The sequence below is a fragment of the Streptomyces diastatochromogenes genome (assembly GCF_002242805.1).
Lineage (GTDB): Bacteria > Actinomycetota > Actinomycetes > Streptomycetales > Streptomycetaceae > Streptomyces > Streptomyces diastatochromogenes.
This window is the reverse complement of the sequence record NZ_MCGQ01000010.1, coordinates 373,718-394,348: the sequence shown is the minus strand read 5'-3', so window position 1 is coordinate 394,348 and position 20,631 is coordinate 373,718. Positions and strand designations below refer to the sequence as shown.

Sequence of the window (20,631 nt, the reverse complement as noted above, 5' to 3'; positions counted from 1 at the left end):
CGCCGCCGAACAAATTTTGAAAAGGTCGGATCCTGAACTTCGGTTCGGGGTCCGGCCTTTTTACGTTGTGCTTAACGTGTCGTTCACGTTGTGCGCCGAGCATCCAGCACATGGGTACTGCTGCAATGCTCAGGGCCGCCGGCGTCGGAGTCGGTGACGAGGTCGTCGTACCGGCCTTCGGGAACGTCGAGGTCGCCGAGGCCGTGGCTCTGGCGGGTGCGCTCCCGGTGTTCGCCGACATAGATCCGGTGACCTACTGCCTTGACCCGTCCGCTGTGGAGGCGGCCGTAACTCCCCATACGGCTGCGGTCGTTGTCGTGCACCGCTTCGGTCGGCACGCCGACATCACACGGTTGCACGAGGTCGGACAGCGGCACGGGCTGCTCGTCCTGGAACAGGGCGAGTCCGAGGCGCCGTACGACGAGATAGCGCAGCGCAGGGAGCGGGCCGCCTATCTGGACGCCAAGTTGAAGGGCGTGAGCACCCCGGACGGGGGCGACGGGCACACCTTCCAGCAGTACGTGGTGCGGGTGCCGGGCAATGGCCGGCCGGACCGCGATGCCTTCGCCCGGGCCCTGCGGGCCAGGGGAGTTGAATGCCGTGTTCCCGTGAAGACGCCCGTGCACCGACTGCCCGAGTTCCGGCGCTGTGTGGCGCTGCCGGAAACCGAGCGGGCCGCGGACGAGACGCTGGCGCTGCCCGTGGACGCCTCGCTGACGAAGCGTGAGATGCAGCGGATCGTCTCTGCCTGCAACGCCCTCGGCGGACTGCTCCAGCCCGCCTTCTGAACGGGCACCGAACGAATTTGGGAACTCCGGCCTGTTCGGGGTACTCTTTTCTTGTCGCCGCGAGGGAAACCTCGAAAGCGACAAGGCCCCTATAGCTCAGTCGGCAGAGCGTCTCCATGGTAAGGAGAAGGTCAACGGTTCGATTCCGTTTGGGGGCTCAGCAAAGAAGGCCTCGCCCTATCGGGCGGGGCCTTCTTCGTATGTCCGGATGCCCGGGCGGGCCCGGGGGCCTCAGTCCTTGTGAAGCCCCGGGACCCGCATCGCCAGAATCGCCATGTCGTCGGACGGGGCGTCGGACGCGAAGCGTTCCACGGCGCGCATGATGCGTGCCGCGACCGCGCCCGCCGTGAGGCCCGTGCAGGTGGTGAGGACGTCGGCGAGGCCGTCGTCGCCCAGCATGCGCGTACCTTCGCGGCGTTCGGTGACGCCGTCCGTGACGCAGAGGAGGACGTCACCGGGGTCGAGGGTCACCGTCTCCTCGTACAGCTCCAGGTCCTCGATGACGCCGAGCAGCGGCTGGGGTTCGGCCGCGGCCGCCACCGTGCCGTCCTGGCGCAGCCGCAGCGGAAGCGGGTGGCCGGCGCAGACCACCTTCAGTTCGGCGCTGCCGTCCGCCTGCGGCCGCAACTCGCCGTAGAGCAGCGTCAGGAAGCGGCTGCGGTCGCCCTCGTCGAGGATCGCGGAGTTCAGGCGCTCCAGGACTGCGGGGCCGGACAAGCCCTCGCGGGCCAGCAGGCGCAGCGCGTGCCTGGCCAGGCCGGTGACCGCCGCCGCGTTCGGGCCCGTACCGCAGACGTCGCCGATGGCGAAGCCGTAGGCGCCGTTGCCGATCGGGAAGAGGTCGTAGAAGTCGCCGCCGACCTCGTTGCCCTCGCCGGCCGCACGGTAGATGACCTCGACCTCGACACCGTCGATGTGGGGCGTGCCGGGCGGCAGCAGGCTGCGCTGAAGGGCCTGGCTGATGGCCGTGCGCTCCGAGTACAGGCGGGCGTTGTCCAGGGCGAGTGCGGCCCGGCGGCTCAGGTCCTCGGCCAGTTCGAGGATCTCCTGCCGGAAGTGCTCGTCCGTGGGCTTGCCGAGGGTCAGCATGCCGATGACGCGGTTGCGGGCGACGAGCGGCAGGACGACCGTCTCGCCGCCGACGGCGGAGGCGGTCGCGAGCGTCGGGCCGATGCCCGCGGCGACCTGGTGGGTGGGGCCACCGGCCAGGCCGAGGCTGCGCATCGAGGAGCGCAGGGCCGCCTGGTGGGCCACCTCGCCGGGGGCGGTCCAGACGCGGGCGCCGGGCGTCGGTACCGGGTCGGGCGGGGAAATCTTCGACAGCAACGACTTGATGCCGTCGATGAGTTCCTCGTCCTCGTGCAGGACGTACGAGAGGTACGGCTCGGAGGCCTGGTCGGCGATCGTGTAGACGGCGCACCAGGTGGCCAGGGTCGGGACCGTCATCTGGGCCATCAGAGCCAGGGTCTGGTCACGGTCCAGGGTCCCGGCCAGCAGGTCGGAGGCCTCGACCAAGAAGCTCAGGGAGCCGCGGCGCAGCCGCTCCAGCTCGCCGAGGCGGGCCGACTCCACGGCCAGGGCGATCCGGTCGGCGGCGAACTGCAGGCGCAGCGCCTCCTCGTTGGAGTACCGGCTGGGCGCCTCGGCCGCGACGCCGAGGGAGCCCGTGAGGCGGCCCTCGACCTTCAGCGGGACGGTGACGACGGAGCGCATGCCGGTGCCGGACAGCAGCGGTACGGCGCCGGGTACGGCGTTGAGGTCGTCGTGGACGGCGGGCATGCGCGCGGAGCCGTAGCGGCCGGGGCCGGCCTCGACCGGGACGCGGGCGAAGCGCTGGCGGGCGGAGGGCAGGCCGGTGGAGGCGCGGACCTCCAGCTCGGTCTCGTCGTCGGTGGCGAGGAGCAGGAACGCGGAGTCGCCGTCGAGCATGTCGCGGGCCCGCTCGACGGTGCGCTGCAGCAGGCCGTCGAGGTCGTCCGGGGCGGGGGAGCCGATGAACACCTCGAAGGGGTCGGTGCTCTGGCCGTCGGAGCCGGCTGTCTGGTCGGTGGTGGGGACGCGCAACGGTGTCTGCAGGACGGCGCGTTCGTGGTCGCGTACCAGGAGGCAGACGGTGGAGGGTTCGCCGCCGGTGTCGCGGACCCTGAGGTGGGAGGCGTAGACCGGGGCCACCCGGCCGTCGGCGCCGCGGACGCCGTAACTGCCTTCCCAGCGTGAGAGCTGGAGGGCCTCGGCGATGCCGGTGCCGGTGCCCGGGGTGTGCGGCCAGGCGGCGAGGTCGGTGAGGGGTTTGCCGATGACCTCGGCGGACGGGTAGCCGAACAGTTCCTCCGCGTCCTCGTTCCAGGCGCTGATGGAGCCCTTCCGGTCGATCTGGAGGACCGCGACGCGCACCCGGCCGTCGGCGAGCGGGAGGAGGTCGGCGGGCAGGGAGGGGCCGGCGGCGCGGGTGCCGACCGGGCGCTCGGGCAGGTCGAGATGGAACCAGACGTTCTTGTGGGTGGGGGTGTAGTCCACGCCCCAGCGGGCGGCCAGAGCCGCGCACAGTTGCAGGCCGCGGCCGCCCTCGCGGTCGGGGCTGCCCATGGAGGCGGGTGAGGCCTGGAGGGGGACTTCGCGCTCCGGGTAGCGGTCCGAGACCTCGATGCGCACGCCGTCCTCGGTGCGCAGGCACAGCACTTCCGCGTGGGTGCCCGCGTGTACCACCGCGTTGGTCACCAACTCGCTGGTGAGGACCACCGCGTCGTCGACGATGTCGGCGAAGCCCCAGCCCTGGAGCGTGTCTCGGACGAAGGACCGGGCGGTCGCGACCGACCGCCCGACGGGCTCGAAACTGGCGGCCGCGCGCGCGGTGATCACAGAACTCCTCGGCCGGTTGTCGACGTACAGGGCTGCATGGCCGGCCGGCTCGCGCCGCTGCTGCGGCATCCGTTCGCCCGTCGGCCGTGGCTCCGGGGAATGTCCCCCGGGGATCAGTCCGGTGGTCATGGTCTGCGGCCGCCCCTCCGATGCCCGCTCGTGCTCGTGCCACCGCCCAGGCCGGTCGGACCGGTGCGGCTGGACAGCCGCATGCAAGGTTACTTACCTTCGCCCTCCGAGCGGATGCCGGTCGCCGGTGTTTACGCCCCCAGGGTGTGCGGACGATGTGCGAAGCTGCCGAACTGTTATGGCCTGGTTCGGCCAGGGTGAAACACTGGGCAAGCTTCTGATGAAGGTCCGGTCATGCTGCGTGTGTTCCGTGTACAGCGGGCAGCAGCCTCTGGTGTGGCCGGATCTGGTCTGGCAGAAATACCCAGCAGTAACGAGTACGCGGAAGTATCAGGTAAGCCGGGTGATCGGCATGCCGGGCCGACGCGGTGAGCACGGCAGTAATGGTCTACCCCTTCGGGAGGGACACAGTGGAGTCTGGCGCAGCGACGCGGGGCACGAAGACGCGCGCGAAGGGCGGACCGTCCCTGGGCAGGAACGGCGGTACCACCGCCGTGGACACGGCTGCCCTGAACCGGCTGCTGGCGGCCCTCGTGTCGATGCGCGACGGCAACTTCCGCAAGCGGCTCACGGTGTCCGGCGACGGCGTGATGTCGGAGATCGCTGCGGTCTTCAACGAGGTGGCCGACCGGAATCTGCACCTGACCGGTGAGCTGTCGCGGGTGCGGCGCATGGTCGGGCGTGAGGGAAAGCTCACGGAACGGCTGGAGACAGGCGCCTGCGAGGGCTCGTGGGCGGCCGCCATCGACAACTCCAACGCACTGGTCGACGATCTCGTCTGGCCCGTCTCCGAGGTCAGCCGGGTCCTGACGGCGGTTGCCGAGGGTGATCTCTCGCCGCGGATGGACCTGCGCACCCAGGCGCCCGACGGCACCGGGCATCCGCTGCGGGGCGAGTTCCTGAAGGTCGGCCGTACCGTCAACAATCTGGTCGACCAGCTGTCGACGTTCACGGACGAGGTCACGCGCGTGGCCAGCGAGGTCGGCACCGAGGGCAAGCTCGGCGGTCAGGCCCGAGTGCGCGGTATGTCCGGTTCGTGGAAGGACCTGACCGAGTCCGTCAACACGATGGCGAACCGGTTGACCGCCCAGGTGCGGGACATCGCCCTGGTGACGACGGCGGTGGCGCGGGGTGATCTGTCCCGCAAGGTCACGGTTCATGTCGCCGGCGAGATGCTGGAGCTGAAGAACACCGTCAACACGATGGTGGAGCAGCTGTCCTCCTTCTCCTCCGAGGTGACCCGGGTCGCCCGTGAGGTGGGCACCGAGGGCATCCTGGGCGGCCAGGCGCAGGTGCCCGGGGTGGCCGGCGTGTGGAAGGAGCTGACCGACTCCGTCAACACGATGGCGGGCAACCTGACGGCGCAGGTGCGGGGGATCTCACAGGTCACCACCGCGGTCGCGAACGGTGACCTGTCGCAGAAGGTGACGGTTCCGGCGCGTGGCGAGGTCGCGCAGCTCGCCGAGACGATCAACCAGATGACCGAGACGCTGCGGATCTTCGCGGACGAGGTCACGCGTGTGGCCAACGAGGTCGGTGGGGAGGGCCGGCTCGGCGGGCAGGCGAACGTGCCGGGCGCGGCCGGTACCTGGAAGGACCTGACGGACTCCGTCAACACGGTGTTCCGGAACCTGACCACGCAGGTGCGGGACATCGCCGCGGTGACGACCGCCGTGGCCAGCGGTGACCTGTCGCAGAAGGTCACCGTGGACGTGGCCGGCGAGATGCTGGAGCTGAAGAACACCGTCAACGGGATGGTGGACCAGCTGTCGGCGTTCGGTGCCGAGGTGACCCGGGTCGCGCGGGAGATCGGCGTCGAGGGTGAACTGGGCGGCCAGGCGCAGGTGTCGGGTGCGGCCGGTACGTGGAAGGACCTGACGGACTCCGTCAACACCGCGTTCCGCAACCTGACCGGTCAGGTGCGCAACATCGCCCAGGTGACGACGGCGGTGGCCAACGGTGACCTCTCCCAGAAGGTCACCGTCGACGTCTCCGGCGAGATGCTCCAGCTGAAGAACACCGTGAACACGATGGTGGACCAGCTGTCGAGCTTCGCCGACCAGGTGACCCGCATGGCCCGGGACGTGGGTACGGAGGGCCGGCTGGGCGGTCAGGCCCGGGTGGACGGTGTCTCGGGCACCTGGAAGGAGTTGACGGACTCCGTCAACTTCATGGCCGGCAACCTCACCTCGCAGGTGCGCAACATCGCCCAGGTGACGACGGCGGTGGCCAACGGTGACCTCTCGCAGAAGATCGACGTCGACGCGCGCGGGGAGATCCTGGAGCTGAAGAACACCATCAACACGATGGTCGACCAGCTCTCCGCCTTCGCCGACCAGGTGACCCGGGTCGCCCGGGACGTGGGTACCGAGGGCCGGCTCGGCGGTCAGGCGCAGGTGCCGGGTGTGGCCGGTGTGTGGCGGGACCTCACCGACTCGGTGAACGGCATGGCCGGCAACCTCACCGCCCAGGTGCGCAACATCGCCCAGGTGGCCACCGCCGTGGCCCGTGGTGACCTCTCGCAGAAGATCACCGTGGACGCGCGCGGGGAAATTCTTGAGCTGAAGAACACCCTGAACACGATGGTCGACCAGCTGTCGTCGTTCGCCCAGGAGGTCACGCGAGTGGCCCGCGAGGTGGGCACGGAGGGCATCCTCGGCGGTCAGGCCGAGGTCCAGGGCGTCTCCGGTACCTGGAAGGACCTCACGCAGTCCGTCAACTTCATGGCGAACAACCTGACCATCCAGGTGCGCAACATCGCCGAGGTCACGACCGCGGTCGCCAAGGGCGACCTGTCCAAGAAGATCACTGTTGACGCGAAGGGCGAGATCCTTGAACTCGTCACGACGGTCAACACCATGGTTGATCAGCTGTCCAGTTTCGCCGAGCAGGTGCTCCGGGTGGCCCGTGAGGTGGGCACGGAGGGCATCCTGGGCGGCCAGGCGCACGTACCGGGTGTCACGGGCATCTGGAAGGACCTGAGCAACAACGTCAACCTGATGGCCAACAACCTGACCATGCAGGTGCGGAACATCTCCCAGGTGGCGTCGGCGGTGGCCAACGGTGACCTGACGCGGCAGGTGACCATCGAGGCGAGCGGCGAGGTCGCGCAGCTCGCCGACACCATCAACACCATGGTGAAGACGCTGAGTTCGTTCGCCGACCAGGTCACCAAGGTGGCCCGTGAGGTGGGCACGGACGGCATCCTGGGCGGCCAGGCGCACGTACCGGGTGTGGCCGGTACGTGGAAGGACCTCACCGAGTCCGTGAACCAGATGGCGTCCAACCTGACCGGTCAGGTGCGCAACATCGCCATGGTCACCACGGCCATCGCCAAGGGTGACTTGACGAAGAAGATCGACATTGACGCCCGCGGCGAGATCCTTGAGTTGAAGACGACGATCAACACGATGGTTGATCAGCTGTCAAGCTTCGCCGAGGAGGTCACGCGTGTGGCCCGTGAGGTGGGCACCGAGGGACAGCTCGGCGGTCAGGCACGCGTGCGTGACGTCGACGGAACCTGGCGGGACCTCACCGAGTCGGTGAACGAGATGGCCGGGAACCTGACCCGGCAGGTGCGCGCCATCGCGCGCGTGGCGACCGCGGTGACCCGTGGCGACCTGAACCTGAAGATCGACGTCGACGCCTCCGGCGAGATCCAGGAACTCCAGGACTACATCAACAAGATGATCGCCAACCTGCGCGACACCACGATCGCGAACAAGGAGCAGGACTGGCTCAAGGGCAACCTCGCCCGCATCTCCGCACTGATGCAGGGCCGCCGGGACCTCGAGGACGTGGCCTCGCTCATCATGAGCGAGCTGACCCCGGTGGTCTCCGCGCAGCACGGCGCGTTCTTCCTGACGATGCCGCTGATGGACGGTCAGGACCTCAGCGGTGACGCCGAGGACCGCTACGAGCTGCGGATGCTCGGCTCGTACGGCTACTCGATGGGCTCCATGCCGACGTCGTTCCGGCCCGGTGAGGCGCTGATCGGCACGGCCGCCCAGGAGAAGCGCACGATCCTGGTCGAGAACGCGCCGAGCGGCTATCTGAAGATCTCCTCGGGGCTCGGCGAGGCCCCGCCCGCGCAGGTGATCGTGCTGCCGGTGCTCTTCGAGGGCAAGGTGCTCGGTGTGATCGAGCTGGCGTCCTTCACGCCGTTCACGCAGATCCAGAAGGACTTCCTGAACCAGATCGCCGAGATGATCGCGACCAGCGTCAACACCATCTCGGTCAACACCAAGACCGAGCTGCTGCTGAAGCAGTCGCAGGAGCTGACCGAGCAGCTGCGCGAGCGGTCGGCCGAGTTGGAGAACCGGCAGAAGGCGCTGCAGGCCTCCAACGCCGAACTGGAGGAGAAGGCCGAGCTGCTGGCCCGGCAGAACCGGGACATCGAGGTGAAGAACACCGAGATCGAGGAGGCCCGGCAGGTCCTGGAGGAGCGCGCCGAGCAGCTCGCGGTGTCGATGCGCTACAAGAGCGAGTTCCTCGCCAACATGTCGCACGAGCTGCGTACGCCGCTCAACTCGCTGCTGATCCTGGCCAAGCTGCTCGCCGACAACGCGGACACCAACCTCACCCCGAAGCAGGTCGAGTTCGCGGAGACCATCCACGGCGCGGGCTCCGACCTGCTGCAGCTGATCAACGACATCCTCGACCTGTCGAAGGTCGAGGCGGGCAAGATGGACGTCTCCCCGACGCGTATCGCGCTCGTCCAGCTCGTGGACTACGTGGAGGCCACCTTCCGGCCGTTGACCGCGGAGAAGGGCCTGGACCTGTCCGTACGGGTCTCCCCGGAGCTGCCCGCGACCCTGCACACCGACGAGCAGCGGCTGCTGCAGGTGCTGCGGAACCTGCTGTCGAACGCGGTGAAGTTCACCGACTCGGGGTCGGTGGAGCTGGTGATCCGGCCCGCCGGTGCGGGTGTGCCGCAGGTGATCCGGGAGCAGCTGCTGGAGGCCGGCTCGCTCAGCGATCCGGACGCGCCGCTGATCGCGTTCTCGGTGACCGACACCGGCATCGGTATCGCGGCCAGCAAGATGCGGGTGATCTTCGAGGCGTTCAAGCAGGCGGACGGCACGACCAGCCGCAAGTACGGCGGCACCGGCCTCGGCCTGTCCATCTCCAGGGAGATCGCGCAGCTGCTCGGCGGTGAGATCCACGCGCAGAGCGAGCCGGGCCGTGGCTCGACGTTCACGCTGTACCTGCCGCTGCACCCGAGCGAACTCCCGCCGCAGGGCTACCAGCAGTCCGTGACCCCGCTGGAGGCGGTCGAGCTGGTCGCCTCCGAGGCCCGGCTGTCCTCGGAGCTGACCGCCGTGGAGATCGAGACGCCGGCAGAGGTGAAGTCGTACCAGGAGACGCAGAACGGGCCCGCCGCGCTGTTCCGGCGCCGCCGCCGGAACCTGCCGTCCGAGCATCGGCCCGAGCGATGGGTGACGATCGCCGAGCAGGAGAGCACACCGCAGTCGGCCCGTGCGGTGCGGTTCGGCGGCGAGAAGGTGCTGATCGTCGACGACGACATCCGCAACGTGTTCGCGCTCACCAGCGTCCTGGAACAGCACGGGCTGTCGGTGCTGTACGCCGAGAACGGCCGTGAGGGCATCGAGGTGCTGGAGCAGCACGACGACGTGGCGGTGGTGCTGATGGACATCATGATGCCCGAGATGGACGGGTATGCCACGACCACGGCGATCCGCAGGATGCCGCAGTTCGCCGGGCTTCCGATCATCGCGCTGACCGCGAAGGCGATGAAGGGCGACCGGGAGAAGGCGATCGAGTCGGGCGCCTCCGACTATGTGACGAAGCCGGTCGACCCCGACCATCTGCTGGCCGTCATGCGGCAGTGGATGCGTGCGGAGTGACAGTATGACCGGGGCGGATGTGAACGCTGCGGGAACCCTGGGTGTGCACTCGGAGTTGTCGGTGGAAAGGGGCCGGGGACGTGTGGGAATCCCGGATTCCGGGAACCTTCCGGTCTCGCGCCGCGTTTCCGTTGCGTGCACAGTGACATCGCGGTGACAGGGTGTGGCGACAGGCGGGGTGCGGCTACGATGACCGGCACAAGGACGGGCGGCGAAAGGGAGTCGTCCCCTGGGGCGGCGCCCGGTGTACCGCCGGGGCGAGGAGGGCGGGCCATGGTGCAGAAGGCCAAGATCCTCCTGGTCGATGACCGGCCGGAGAATCTGCTGGCGCTGGAGGCCATCCTCTCTGCGCTCGATCAGACGCTGGTGCGGGCATCGAGCGGGGAGGAAGCGCTCAAAGCACTGCTCACGGACGATTTCGCGGTCATTCTGCTGGATGTCCAGATGCCGGGCATGGACGGTTTCGAGACCGCCGCGCACATCAAGCGGCGGGAGCGGACCCGGGACATCCCGATCATCTTCCTCACCGCGATCAACCACGGTCCCCACCACACCTTCCGGGGCTATGCGGCGGGCGCGGTCGACTACATCTCCAAGCCGTTCGACCCGTGGGTGCTGCGCGCGAAGGTGTCCGTCTTCGTCGAGCTGTACATGAAGAACTGCCAGCTGCGGGAGCAGGCGGCGCTGCTGCGGCTCCAGTTGGAGGGCGGCGGCAAGGGCGCGGTCGGCGGCAAGGAGTCGGCCGGGCTGCTCGCCGAGCTGTCCGCGCGGCTCGCGGCCGTCGAGGAGCAGGCGGAGGCGCTGTCCAAGCAGCTGGACGACGAGTCCGCGGACGCCGCCGCGGTGGCCACGGCCGCCCATCTGGAACGCAAACTCACCGGGTTGCGCCGCGCGCTCGACGCCCTGGAGCCCGGCGCGGGCAGCGGCACCGCGTCGGTGCCTTCGCAGAACTGACGCCCGCCGGGAGCGGAGTTGCCCATGAGCGTGCGTCAGCTCCGCGCCCCGGCAAGGGCGACACGAACGGGTGAAGCAGTGGGCACACGTGTCCGCTGTCGTCTCCCCCGGTAACCTCACACCCATGGCCTCACGTCCCTCCGCAGCCAAGAAGCAGCCCGCGAAGAAGGCGGCCGCTCCCGCGAAGGCTCCGGCGAAGAAGGCCGCCGCGAAGAAAGCCCCGGCGAAGAAAGCGGCGGCCAAGAAGGCCCCCGCGAAGAAGGCCGCGCCCCCGAAGCCGGCACCGAATCCCACGGGGGGCGTGTACCGACTCGTGCGCGCCCTCTGGCTCGGTCTCGCGCACGCCGTCGGCGCCGTCTTCCGGGGCATAGGGCAGGGTGCGAAGAACCTCGACCCGGCCCACCGCAAGGACGGCGTCGCGCTGTTGCTCTTCGGCATCGCGCTGATCGTCGCCGCCGGTACGTGGGCCGATCTGCGCGGTCCCGTCGGCGACCTGGTGGAGATCCTGGTCACCGGCGCCTTCGGCCGGCTCGACCTGCTGGTGCCGATACTGCTCGCGGTGATCGCCGTACGGTTCATCCGGCACCCGGAGAAGCCGGAGGCCAACGGCCGGATCGTGATCGGCCTGTCCGCGCTCGTCATCGGCGTCCTCGGCCAGGTCCACATCGCCTGCGGCTCACCCGCCCGCAGCGACGGCATGCAGGCCATAAGGGACGCCGGCGGCCTCATCGGCTGGGCGGCGGCGACCCCGCTGACGTACACCATGAGCGAGGTGCTCGCCGTACCGCTGCTCGTGCTGCTGACGATCTTCGGGCTGCTGGTGGTGACCGCCACTCCGGTCAACGCCATCCCGCAGCGGCTGCGCGCGCTCGGCGTGCGCCTGGGCCTGCTGCCCGACCCGGAGGAGTACGAGCCCTCCGAGGACGACGCGCGCTACGACGAGCAGTGGCGCGAGGCGCTGCCCGCGCGCCCCCGTAAGCGCCGGAGCGCCCCCCAGGCGTACGACCCCGACAACGCCGAGGAGGAGGCCCTCTCGCAGCGCCGCGGCCGCCCCAGGCGCTCCGCGGTGCCCCAGCCCGATCTGCAACGCCAGATGGACGCGGTGGACGTCGCGGCGGCCGCCGCTGCCGCCCTCGACGGTGCCGTCCTGCACGGCATGCCGCCGTCCCCGCTCGTCGCCGACCTCACCCAGGGCGTGAGCGTGGGCGACCGCGAGGAGACCACACCGGTACCCGCGCCGTCGTCGGAACCCAAGCCGGCGCCGGTTCCGGCGCCGGCCGCGCGCCCCAAGCAGAAGAGGCTCAAGGTCGCGAGCGTCCCCGACCTCACGAAGGCGGCCCCCGAACAGCCCCGTGACCTGCCCCCGCGCGCGGAGCAGCTCCAGCTCTCCGGGGACATCACCTACGCGCTGCCGTCGCTCGACCTCCTCACGCGCGGCGGCCCCGGCAAGGCGCGCAGCGAGGCGAACGACGCGATCGTCGACTCCCTGCGCAACGTCTTCTCCGAGTTCAAGGTGGACGCCGACGTCACCGGGTTCACCCGCGGCCCGACCGTCACCCGCTACGAGGTCCAGCTCGGCCCCGCCGTGAAGGTGGAACGGATCACCGCGCTGACCAAGAACATCGCGTACGCCGTGGCCAGCCCGGACGTGCGGATCATCAGCCCGATCCCGGGCAAGTCCGCGGTCGGCATCGAGATCCCGAACACCGACCGGGAGATGGTCAACCTCGGCGACGTGCTGCGCCTCGCGGACGCATCCGAGGACGACCACCCCATGCTGGTGGCGCTCGGCAAGGACGTCGAGGGCGGCTACGTCACGGCCAACCTCGCGAAGATGCCGCACATCCTCGTCGCCGGAGCCACCGGTTCCGGCAAGTCGTCGTGCATCAACTGCCTGATCACGTCGATCATGGTCCGCGCGACCCCCGAGGACGTCCGTATGGTCCTGGTCGACCCCAAGCGCGTCGAGCTGACCGCCTACGAGGGCATCCCGCACCTGGTCACGCCGATCATCACCAACCCCAAGCGGGCCGCCGAGGCGCTCCAGTGGGTCGTACGCGAGATGGACCTGCGCTACGACGACCTGGCGGCCTTCGGCTACCGGCACATCGACGACTTCAACGAGGCCATCCGCGAGGGGAAGGTGAAGCTGCCGGAGGGCAGCGAGCGGGAACTCCAGCCGTACCCGTACCTGCTGGTGATCGTGGACGAGCTGGCCGACCTGATGATGGTCGCGCCACGGGACGTCGAGGACGCGATCGTGCGCATCACGCAGCTCGCGCGCGCGGCCGGCATCCACCTGGTGCTCGCCACCCAGCGCCCGTCGGTCGACGTGGTCACCGGTCTGATCAAGGCCAACGTGCCCTCCCGGCTGGCCTTCGCGACCTCCTCGCTCGCCGACTCCCGGGTCATCCTCGACCAGCCCGGCGCCGAGAAGCTGATCGGCAAGGGCGACGGCCTGTTCCTGCCGATGGGCGCGAACAAGCCGACCCGTATGCAGGGCGCGTTCGTGACCGAGGACGAGGTCGCGGCGATCGTGCAGCACTGCAAGGACCAGATGGCGCCCGTCTTCCGGGACGACGTCACCGTGGGCAGCAAGCAGAAGAAGGAGATCGACGAGGACATCGGCGACGACCTCGACCTGCTGTGCCAGGCGGCCGAGCTGGTGGTCTCCACCCAGTTCGGGTCGACGTCCATGCTCCAGCGCAAGCTGCGCGTCGGCTTCGCCAAGGCCGGGCGGCTCATGGACCTGATGGAGTCCCGGAACATCGTCGGGCCCAGCGAGGGTTCCAAGGCGCGTGACGTTCTTGTGAAGGCTGACGAGCTGGACGGAGTGCTCGCGCTGATTCGCGGGGAGGCTGACGGATAGGGCAACGGGCCGCCCGGCGTGTCGGGTTTACGCCGGGTGGATGCACGGCCGTGATCCACCCGTTAGAGATCGGCGGGCAACCGTTTCCCTTTGTCGCACGTCAAGTTGAGCGAGAGGACAGGTTCGGGGCTCACTGTGGGCTTTCGGGCCTGGCCCGCCGTTGGGATGAGCAGCCGTTCCGATGGCGTACAAATAGCACCGCCCGGTCGCCCCACCCTTTCACACCCCCCTAGACTGAACTTCCAGCACAGGTGGCTCACACGCTCGAAAGGCGCCCCCGTGTCCATCGGCAACTCCCCTGAAGACGAGCGTCCGTTCCAAGACGTGTCCGAGGAAACAGGTCCCTCCGTGGGGCGCGCCCTGATGCAGGCGCGTATCGCGGCCGGGCTCACCGTCGACGACGTCAGCAGCGCCACTCGTGTCCGTATCGCCATCGTGCACGCCATCGAGGCGGACGACTTCGCGCCCTGCGGCGGCGACGTGTACGCCCGTGGGCACATCCGCACGCTGGCCAGGGCCGTACACCTCGACCCCGCACCGCTGATCGCGCAGTACGACGCCGCGCACGGCGGGCGGCCCGCACCCACCCCGGCGGCGCCCCTGTTCGAGGCGGAACGTATCCGCCCCGAGCGGCGTGGGCCCAACTGGACCGCGGCCATGGTCGCCGCGATCGTCGCCGTCGTCGGCTTCGTCGGGTTCACCGCCTTCAAGGGCGGCGACAGCGGGAACGACGCCAAGTCGCAGGTGGCCGACGGCGCCCCCACGGCCAGCCCCAGCAAGGCCGCCTCGCCCACGCCCAAGAAGGACAAGCCCGCCGCACCGACGTCCGAGGCGTCCGACAGCGCCATCGCGGCGGCCCCGCAGGACAAGGTGACCGTCCAGGTCAGCGCGGCGGGTGGGCGCAGCTGGATCTCCGCCAAGGACCACAACGGCCGGATGCTCTTCGACGGACTGCTGAAGCAGGGCGAGTCCAAGACCTTCCAGGACAGCTCCAAGATCAACCTGATCCTCGGTGACGCCGGCGCGATCCAGCTGTACGTCAACGGCAAGAAGATCGAGGACAACTTCCAGAAGGGCGCTGTGGAGCGCCTCACGTACACGAAGGGCGACCCCGAGGCCGGATGACAGGCCCTTGGGGGAGCGGATGTGAAGGGGTTGGCCAAGATCGGCCAACCCCTTCGACGTGGGGTGTCGGACGGACGAAGTAGTCTTGAGCCCATGCCTGAACGCCGTACCGTCGCACTCGTCACTCTCGGCTGCGCCCGTAACGAGGTGGACTCGGAGGAGCTCGCAGGCCGTTTGGAGGCGGACGGCTGGCAGCTCGTCGAGGACGCCGCGGACGCCGATGTCGCCGTGGTCAACACCTGTGGCTTCGTCGAAGCCGCCAAGAAGGACTCCGTCGACGCCCTGCTGGAGGCCAACGACCTCAAGGATCACGGCAGAACCCAGGCCGTCGTGGCGGTGGGCTGCATGGCCGAGAGGTACGGCAAGGAGCTGGCCGAGGCGCTGCCCGAGGCCGACGGCGTGCTCGGCTTCGACGACTACGCCGACATCTCCGACCGCCTGCAGACCATCCTGTCCGGCGGCATCCACGCCGCCCACACCCCGCGCGACCGCCGCAAGCTGCTGCCGATCAGCCCGGCCGAGCGCCAGGAGTCGGCCGCCTCCGTCGCGCTGCCCGGTCACGGCCCGGCCGACCTCCCCGAGGGAGTCGCGCCGGTCTCCGGCCCGCGCGCGCCCTTGCGCCGCCGCCTGGACGGCGCCCCGGTCGCCTCGGTCAAGCTCGCCTCCGGCTGCGACCGGCGCTGCTCCTTCTGCGCCATCCCGTCCTTCCGCGGCTCCTTCATCTCGCGCCGCCCGAGCGACGTGCTGAACGAGACGCGGTGGCTGGCCGAGCAGGGCGTGAAGGAGATCATGCTGGTCTCCGAGAACAACACCTCCTACGGCAAGGACCTGGGCGACATCCGCCTGCTGGAGTCCCTGCTGCCGGAGCTGGCCGAGGTCGACGGCATCGAGCGCGTGCGGGTGAGCTACCTGCAGCCGGCCGAGATGCGCCCGGGCCTGATCGACGTACTGACGTCGACCCCGAAGGTCGCCCCCTACTTCGACCTGTCCTTCCAGCACTCCGCGCCCGACGTGCTGCGCGCCATGCGCCGCTTCGGTGACACCGACCGCTTCCTGGAGCTGCTGGACACCATCCGCAGCAAGGCCCCCGAGGCCGGCGTGCGCTCCAACTTCATCGTCGGCTTCCCCGGCGAGAGCGAGTCGGACCTGGCCGAGCTGGAGCGCTTCCTGACCGGCGCCCGCCTGGACGCGATCGGTGTCTTCGGCTACTCCGACGAGGAGGGCACGGAGGCGGCCACGTACGACAACAAGCTCGACGAGGACGTCGTCGCCGAGCGCCTGGCCCACATCTCCCGGCTCGCCGAGGACCTCGTCTCCCAGCGCTCCGAGGAGCGCGTCGGGCAGACCGTGCACGTCCTCGTGGAGTCCGTGGACGAGGAGGAGGGCGTGTACGGCCGTGGCGCGCACCAGGCGCCGGAGACCGACGGCCAGGTGCTGCTCACGAGCGGCGAGGGCCTGAGCGTCGGACGTATGGTCGAGGCGAAGGTGGTCGGTACGGAAGGTGTCGACCTGGTCGCCGAGCCGCTGACCGGCTCGCTCGCGTGTAGTGAGGAGGCGGGCAGATGACCGGAGTCCCGGCATCCGCCGCGGGCGGCTCCTCCGGCGCGCAGGGCGCGCGGGGTTCCGCCGCCGCTGCCGACGGCGCTGCGTCCGAGGTCTCCGGTACTGCTTCCGGCTCCGCCGGCGAAGGCGTGAAGCCCCCGCGTGGCGCGAAGATCGCGGCCGCGGCCGTCAACCAGGCCAGCGTGTGGAACGTCGCCAATCTGCTGACGATGCTCCGGCTGGTGCTGGTGCCCGGATTCGTGGCGCTGATGCTGGCGGGCGGTGGCTACGACCCGGCCTGGCGCTCGCTGGCCTGGGCGGCCTTCGCCGTCGCCATGATCACCGACCTGTTCGACGGGCATCTGGCGCGCACCTACAACCTGGTCACCGACTTCGGGAAGATCGCCGACCCCATCGCCGACAAGGCGATCATGGGGGCGGCGCTCATCTGTCTGTCCGCCCTGGGCGATCTGCCGTGGTGGGTGACGGCCGTGATCCTCGGTCGGGAACTCGGCATCACGCTGATGCGTTTTCTGGTCATTCGCTACGGCGTGATCCCCGCGAGCCGGGGCGGCAAGCTCAAGACGCTCACCCAGGGCGTGGCCGTCGGGATGTACGTCCTGGCACTGACGGGGTGGCTGGCCACCCTGAGGTTCTGGGTGATGGCTGTGGCGGTCGTCCTCACCGTCGTCACCGGTCTCGACTACGTGAGACAAGCCATTGTGCTGCGCCGGCAGGGAATCGCCGAGCGCGCGGCAGCGTTGGAGGAGAAGGAAGCGTGAGTTCCCCGGCCACCGAAGTGGTGCGACTACTGACCGTGAGGGGCGAGAGCCTCGCCGTCGCGGAGTCGCTCACCGGTGGTCTCGTCGCGGCGGAGATCACGGCCGTCCCCGGGGCGTCCAAGGTCTTCCGGGGTTCGGTCACCGCCTACGCCACCGAGCTGAAGCACGAGCTGCTGGCGGTCGACGCCACTCTGCTGGCGGCGCAGGGTGCGGTGGATCCGCAGGTCGCGGCCCAGATGGCGGCCGGGGTGCGCAAGGCCCTGGGAGCCGACTGGGGGATTGCGACGACCGGTGTCGCCGGGCCCGAACCGCAGGACGGCAGGCCCGTCGGGACGGTCTTCGTGGCCGTCGACGGGCCGCTCACCTCCAGCTCCGGTTCTGCCGGTGGCGGAAAAGTGGCGGCGCTGCGGTTGAACGGCGACCGTGCGGAAATTCGTATGGAGAGTGTACGGAGCGTACTCGCACTGCTCCTGAGGGAGCTTGCGGGCGAACAGACCGGGAATGAGCGGGCACAGGATACGGAACGGAACGGGGGGTTTTGATGTTTGCAGCCCTGAGTGAACACGACATCGCTCCCCGCACGGCCGCGGCGCAAGGCGGTACGGTGGGGCGAGAAGGATGCGGCTACGCGGTCCGAGGAGGGAGCCACCGATGATTCTGCTCCGTCGCCTGCTTGGTGACGTGCTGCGTCGGCAGCGCCAACGCCAGGGCCGTACTCTGCGCGAAGTCTCCTCGTCCGCCCGAGTCTCACTCGGCTATCTCTCCGAGGTGGAGCGGGGGCAGAAGGAGGCTTCCTCCGAGCTGCTCTCCGCCATCTGCGACGCGCTGGACGTACGGATGTCGGAACTGATGCGAGAGGTGAGCGACGAACTCGCGCTCGCCGAGCTGGCCCAGTCCGCCACGGCCACCGAGCCCGTGCCCACGCCGGTCCGTCCGGTGCTGGGTTCCGTGTCGGTGGCCGGTGTGCCACCGGAACGGGTGACCATCAAGGCGCCCGCCGGTGCGGTGGACGTGGTCGCCGCGTGACGTCCGCGTACGCGGCTTAGCGACCCCGAACGTGTGAAGCCCCGGCCGGGCTTGTCCAGGGAGACCTGGGGAAGCCCGGCCGGGGCTTTCGTGTGGTCCGGGCGTGTGATTCATGTCTCTTTTGCCTCCATTTGCCGGTATTCGACTGGGCGGTCATCGTGGAGGGACGTGCCGGCGCCGAACCACCGGAGGAAACCGGATGTACGTCGTGAAGAGCCCGTTGCCCGATCACGATCTGAAGACCGTGTCCGAGGCGCTGCACGGCGCCCTCGTCGACCTGGTGGACCTCTCCCTGGTCGCCAAGCAGATCCACTGGAACGTCGTCGGACCCCGCTTCCGGTCCATCCACCTCCAGCTCGACGAGGTCGTCGACTCCGCCCGAACGCACTCCGACACGGTGGCCGAGCGGGCATCCGCCCTCGGGGTCCCACCCGACGGGCGCGCGGCCACGGTGGCCTCCGGCAGCGGCATCGGGACCGCCCCGGCCGGCTGGGTCAAGGACACGGACGCGGTCCGGACGATGGTCGACGCCCTCGGTGCGGTGATCACCCGGATGCGGGAGCGGGTCGAGGCGACCGGGGAGGCCGATCCGGTGTCGCAGGACATCCTCATCGGCATCACCGCGGACCTGGAGAAGCATCACTGGATGTTCCAGGCGGAGAACGCGTGAGCGTGCCGGAGTGCCCGGTGTTGCATCGGTGAGCCCTCGGTGCGCCTCCCGTGCGGGTCACGAGGCGTTCTAGCTTCCCGCTGGAGGTGGCGGCCATGGTGGGGCGGATACTGCGCTGGGGGCCCGTTCTCGTGCTGGGGGCGGTGTGGTGGTGGGCGGTGCTGCGGATCGCCGTGGGGTCGGGCGCCGGGGTACTCGAAGGGGCCGTCGCGGTCAGCGGATGGGGGCTGAGCGTGCTCCCTGTGCACTGTGTGTCCAAGAGACGGGCGGTGGGGGCCGTGGAAACGGGGCGGTGGGCGGCTGCCTGGCGGGCGGGGGACGCTACCAGGGCATCGCCACGCCCCCGTTCGGGCGCAGGATCTGACCCGTCGTGAACGCCGACGCGTCCGACGCCAGGTACAGCACCGTGTGCGCGACGTCGTCCGGCTCGCCGACCCGGCCCAGCGGGGACATCCGGGCCATCAGCGACTCGGTGTGCGCCTGCGCCGCCCGGTCGTGACGGTCGGTCATGGGGGTTCGGATCCAGCCCGGTGCGACCGCGTTGACCCGGATGCCGTGCCGGCCGACCTCGGAGGCCAGCGTCTTCGTCAGCTGGACCACGGCCGCCTTCGCCGCGCCGTAGCAGAGCAGCCCGGGGCCGCCGGTGTCGACCGCGCCGGAGGCCATGGTGACGATGCTGCCCCGGGTGTCGTGGGCGAGCATCAGTCGGGCCGCCTCCTGGCAGGCGTACAGCACACCCTTGAAGTTGACGCTGAGGACCCGGTCCAGGTCCTCGTCCCGGGTCTCCAGGACCGGGCTGCTGTGCATGATCCCGGCGATCGCGGCCATGACGTCCAGGCGTCCGCAGGAACGGACGGCCTCCGCGAGAGAGGTCCGGTCGGTGACGTCGACGACATGCGTACGGGCCGTGCCGCCGCGGTCCTCGATCAGCTTGGCGGTGCCGTGCAGGCCGTCCGCGTCCAGGTCGGCGCAGTGCACCGCGGCTCCCGCCGCCGCGAGCAGGACGGCGGACGCCCGGCCGATGCCGCCGGCGGCTCCGGTGACGAACGCGGTGCGTCCGGTGAGGTCGTACGCCTTGAGGGGCATACAGGGACGGTACGAGCGTTTCTGACGGTCCGTCAATTAGTTGGACGGGGATAGCGGTTGCGCCACTGCTGTGCCGTTCCCGGTGCCGGTGCGGGGCCCGTCTGGCAGGACGGGCACCAGTAGGTGGGGCGTTCCTGGGATCCGTCGCCCTGGTCGGCCACCCGGACCGGCGTGCGGCAGCGCAGGCAGGGGCGGGGCGCGCGGGCGTACACGAACAGGTCCTGCCGGTGCAGGCCCGTGGTCTGGCGGACCGGGCGGTCGCGGTTGGCCTCCAGGAGCTTCTTGGCGAGGGCGGGCAGCTTGGCGGCGCGGTCCGCGGGCAGGGCGCCGACCGGCAGCCAGGGCGTCACGCCGAGCAGGAAGCACAGCTCGCTCTTGTAGACGTTGCCGATGCCGGCGAGATTGCGCTGGTCGAGCAGGGCCTCGCCGAGGGGGCGGGCGGGGTCCGTGAGGAGGTTGGCGAGGGCGCGCTCGGGGTCCCAGTCCGGGCCGAGCAGGTCGGGGCCGAGATGGCCGACGACGCGCTCCTCCTCGCCGGTGCGCAGGAACTCCAGCACTTGGAGGCGGTAGCCGACGGCCGTGCGGTCGGCGGTGCCGAGGATCGCCCGGATCTGGTGCGCCGGACCGCCCCGCCAGCGCTCGCCCGTGCCGTACACCTTCCAGGCGCCCTCCATGCGCAGATGCGTGTGCAGGGTCAGATCGCCCTCGAAGCGGGTGAGCAGGTGTTTGCCGCGCGGGGTCGTGCTCAGGACCGTACGGCCCGTGAGGTCGACCGTCGCGTACTTCGGCACCCGGAAGTCGCTGCGGGTCAGCACCTTGCCCGCGAGGGCCTCGTGCAGCCGCTTCGCGGCCTGCCAGACCGTGTCACCTTCGGGCATGCGTCAAGGGTGCCACGGTGGGGTGACGCAGGACGGCCGTGCCCGGGGCCGCTGCG

The 20,631-nt window shown here is 69.9% G+C and carries 13 protein-coding genes and 1 tRNA gene; 11 read left to right on the top strand and 3 right to left on the bottom strand.

The features are described 5' to 3' along the window. Positions 1–125 precede the first annotated feature (125 nt). Both BEK98_RS12440 and BEK98_RS12435 read left to right on the top strand, forming a co-directional pair. A complete protein-coding gene (locus BEK98_RS12440) occupies positions 126–788 on the top strand; it encodes a DegT/DnrJ/EryC1/StrS family aminotransferase (protein ID WP_094216513.1) in 663 nt (220 codons plus the stop codon). A gap of 85 nt (positions 789–873) precedes the next feature. Next, a tRNA-Thr gene (locus BEK98_RS12435) sits at positions 874–946 on the top strand. 73 nt (positions 947–1,019) lie between these two features. On the opposite strand, the gene BEK98_RS12430 is transcribed toward BEK98_RS12435, so the two are convergent. Continuing rightward, positions 1,020–3,776 carry a SpoIIE family protein phosphatase gene (locus BEK98_RS12430; RefSeq protein WP_094216512.1) on the bottom strand — a complete coding sequence of 919 codons (2,757 nt, stop codon included), beginning with the start codon at positions 3,774–3,776 and terminating at the stop codon, positions 1,020–1,022. A 410-nt stretch (positions 3,777–4,186) separates the two neighbouring features. On the opposite strand from BEK98_RS12430, the gene BEK98_RS12420 reads away from it, so the two are divergent. The 9 genes from BEK98_RS12420 (at position 4,187) to BEK98_RS12380 (ending at position 18,611) form a co-directional block, all read left to right on the top strand. Continuing rightward, positions 4,187–9,643, top strand: a complete 5,457-nt coding sequence (locus BEK98_RS12420; RefSeq protein ID WP_094216511.1) for a HAMP domain-containing protein — start codon at positions 4,187–4,189, stop codon at positions 9,641–9,643. A gap of 273 nt (positions 9,644–9,916) precedes the next feature. Beyond that, positions 9,917–10,597 (top strand): response regulator, encoded by a 681-nt coding sequence (locus BEK98_RS12415; RefSeq protein ID WP_094216510.1) that lies wholly within the window; start codon positions 9,917–9,919, stop codon positions 10,595–10,597. A 124-nt stretch (positions 10,598–10,721) separates the two neighbouring features. Continuing rightward, complete coding sequence (locus BEK98_RS12410) at positions 10,722–13,466, top strand: DNA translocase FtsK (RefSeq protein ID WP_244201845.1); 2,745 nt, start codon at positions 10,722–10,724, stop codon at positions 13,464–13,466. Between the two features lie 279 nt (positions 13,467–13,745). Beyond that, a complete protein-coding gene (locus BEK98_RS12405) occupies positions 13,746–14,591 on the top strand; it encodes a helix-turn-helix domain-containing protein (protein WP_094216508.1) in 846 nt (281 codons plus the stop codon). A gap of 93 nt (positions 14,592–14,684) precedes the next feature. After that, positions 14,685–16,157 (top strand): 30S ribosomal protein S12 methylthiotransferase RimO, encoded by a 1,473-nt coding sequence (rimO, locus tag BEK98_RS12400; RefSeq protein WP_094216507.1) that lies wholly within the window; start codon positions 14,685–14,687, stop codon positions 16,155–16,157. Beyond that, the gene (gene pgsA / locus BEK98_RS12395) at positions 16,154–16,915 is read left to right on the top strand and encodes a CDP-diacylglycerol--glycerol-3-phosphate 3-phosphatidyltransferase (protein ID WP_094216506.1); all 762 of its coding nucleotides are present in this window, start codon (positions 16,154–16,156) and stop codon (positions 16,913–16,915) included. The genes rimO and pgsA overlap by 4 nt, the downstream gene beginning before the upstream one ends. Then, positions 16,912–17,457 (top strand): CinA family protein, encoded by a 546-nt coding sequence (locus BEK98_RS12390; RefSeq protein ID WP_094216505.1) that lies wholly within the window; start codon positions 16,912–16,914, stop codon positions 17,455–17,457. The genes pgsA and BEK98_RS12390 overlap by 4 nt, the downstream gene beginning before the upstream one ends. Before the next feature lie 109 nt (positions 17,458–17,566). Beyond that, entirely contained in the window at positions 17,567–17,941 is a 375-nt protein-coding gene (locus BEK98_RS12385; protein WP_094216504.1) for a helix-turn-helix domain-containing protein, read from the top strand. Positions 17,942–18,140: 199 nt separating this feature from the next. Then, positions 18,141–18,611: a Dps family protein gene (locus tag BEK98_RS12380; RefSeq protein ID WP_094216503.1), complete on the top strand. Its 471-nt coding sequence runs from the start codon at positions 18,141–18,143 to the stop codon at positions 18,609–18,611. A 321-nt stretch (positions 18,612–18,932) separates the two neighbouring features. Here the strand turns inward: BEK98_RS12380 and BEK98_RS12370 are convergent, their stop codons facing one another. Next, a complete protein-coding gene (locus tag BEK98_RS12370) occupies positions 18,933–19,697 on the bottom strand; it encodes an SDR family NAD(P)-dependent oxidoreductase (protein ID WP_094216501.1) in 765 nt (254 codons plus the stop codon). 32 nt (positions 19,698–19,729) lie between these two features. Further along, positions 19,730–20,575, bottom strand: a complete 846-nt coding sequence (locus tag BEK98_RS12365) for an Fpg/Nei family DNA glycosylase (protein ID WP_094216500.1) — start codon at positions 20,573–20,575, stop codon at positions 19,730–19,732. Positions 20,576–20,631 lie beyond the last annotated feature (56 nt).

Excerpts from the sequence above, each read along its gene's own strand:
- BEK98_RS12440 (WP_094216513.1), top strand. The coding sequence starts at position 126 with ATGCTCAGGGCCGCCGGCGTCGGAGTCGGTGACGAGGTCGTCGTACCG.
- BEK98_RS12430 (WP_094216512.1), bottom strand. The coding sequence starts at position 3,776 with ATGACCACCGGACTGATCCCCGGGGGACATTCCCCGGAGCCACGGCCG.
- BEK98_RS12415 (WP_094216510.1), top strand. The coding sequence starts at position 9,917 with ATGGTGCAGAAGGCCAAGATCCTCCTGGTCGATGACCGGCCGGAGAAT.
- BEK98_RS12410 (WP_244201845.1), top strand. The coding sequence starts at position 10,722 with ATGGCCTCACGTCCCTCCGCAGCCAAGAAGCAGCCCGCGAAGAAGGCG.
- rimO (WP_094216507.1), top strand. The coding sequence starts at position 14,685 with ATGCCTGAACGCCGTACCGTCGCACTCGTCACTCTCGGCTGCGCCCGT.
- pgsA (WP_094216506.1), top strand. The coding sequence starts at position 16,154 with ATGACCGGAGTCCCGGCATCCGCCGCGGGCGGCTCCTCCGGCGCGCAG.
- BEK98_RS12385 (WP_094216504.1), top strand. The coding sequence starts at position 17,567 with ATGATTCTGCTCCGTCGCCTGCTTGGTGACGTGCTGCGTCGGCAGCGC.
- BEK98_RS12380 (WP_094216503.1), top strand. The coding sequence starts at position 18,141 with ATGTACGTCGTGAAGAGCCCGTTGCCCGATCACGATCTGAAGACCGTG.
- BEK98_RS12370 (WP_094216501.1), bottom strand. The coding sequence starts at position 19,697 with ATGCCCCTCAAGGCGTACGACCTCACCGGACGCACCGCGTTCGTCACC.
- BEK98_RS12365 (WP_094216500.1), bottom strand. The coding sequence starts at position 20,575 with ATGCCCGAAGGTGACACGGTCTGGCAGGCCGCGAAGCGGCTGCACGAG.